The sequence below is a fragment of the Bacillus songklensis genome, assembly GCF_042649685.1.
GTDB classification, from domain to species: domain Bacteria; phylum Bacillota; class Bacilli; order Bacillales; family Bacillaceae_H; genus Bacillus_BA; species Bacillus_BA songklensis.
On record NZ_JBHRZT010000066.1, the window covers coordinates 1 to 1117 of the forward strand.

A 1117-nucleotide genomic window follows, 5' to 3' on the forward strand; every position below is an offset into this window, starting at 1 on the left:
GATATCAGCCCCTGCCTCAGAGGCCTTCATCACTTCATATCCCGCGGCATCCATGATTTTAAGATCTGCCAGTACCTTTAGATTAGGAAAGGCTGCTTTCCAATGGTTCAAAACCTCGAAGCATTGGCATTTGCCAATCCTGTGCTTCAATCCTTATGGAATAATCAGCACACAGCCAATGTCCAAATAACGGCTAGTGAAACGGTTGGAGTAGAAGACAGAGCGGGCTATTATGATCAAGCAGGAGCCATCCGGGATATGTTCCAGAATCATATGCTGCAAATGTTGATGATGACGGCCATGCATGTACCAAAAACGATAAGTGCGGCAGATATCCGGAATGAAAAGAGAAAGGTGATGGAATCATTGCGGCCTTTGCAGAAAGAGGATGTCGGTTCTCAAGTTGTCCGTGGCCAATATGGTGCCGGAGAAATGAATCATGAGCCAGTGGTTGGATACAGGGAGGAACCTGGGGTTGATTCTTCCTCTGTCAATGATACTTTTGTTGCCGCCCGTTTATGGATTGATAATGATTTTTGGCGAGGAGTTCCTTTCTATATCCGTACGGGAAAGAGAATGAAGGAAAAGTCAACACGTATCGTCATTGAGTTTAAAAATCCAGTGAAGGAATTGTATGGATCCGATCAACAAACGGAACCAAATCTATTAATTGTCAATATCAATCCCAATGAAGGGATATCGTTGCAATTGAATAGTAAGAATCCGCTAAAAAACGGGAAAATTGAGCCTATTTCAATTGATTTCAGGGCAGGAGCAAAAGACATACCCGAAGCTTATGAACTCTTAATCTTTGATGCATTACGCGGTGACTCGACATTCTTTGCCCACTGGAATGAAGTGGAATTATCGTGGAAATGGGTGCAGCCAGTTTTAGAAGCGTTTGAGGAAAACACAGTCCCCTTACATTTCTATCGTTCAGGTTCGATGGGTCCGGATGCTTCGGATGAACTTTTAAAAGAGGACGGGTTTTATTGGTGGGAATACCAAGGGTCTAAGTATGAGATGATTTCAAAAGATCAATCAGTAAAAGCATTAAAAATAGGATAACAACACGAATAGTTCAGGAGGACAAGAGGATGCAAGTTGGATTAATCGG

Annotated in this window: 2 pseudogenes; one reads left to right on the forward strand and one right to left on the reverse strand. The window is 42.8% G+C overall.

The annotated features are described in order from the left end of the window. Window positions 1-99 (reverse strand): annotated as a pseudogene (locus ACFOU2_RS15180) (3-hexulose-6-phosphate synthase); the annotation flags it as partial. Between ACFOU2_RS15180 and ACFOU2_RS15185 the strand changes: the two are divergent. Beyond that, window positions 100-1068 (forward strand): annotated as a pseudogene (locus ACFOU2_RS15185) (glucose-6-phosphate dehydrogenase); the annotation flags it as partial. Window positions 1069-1117 lie beyond the last annotated feature (49 nt).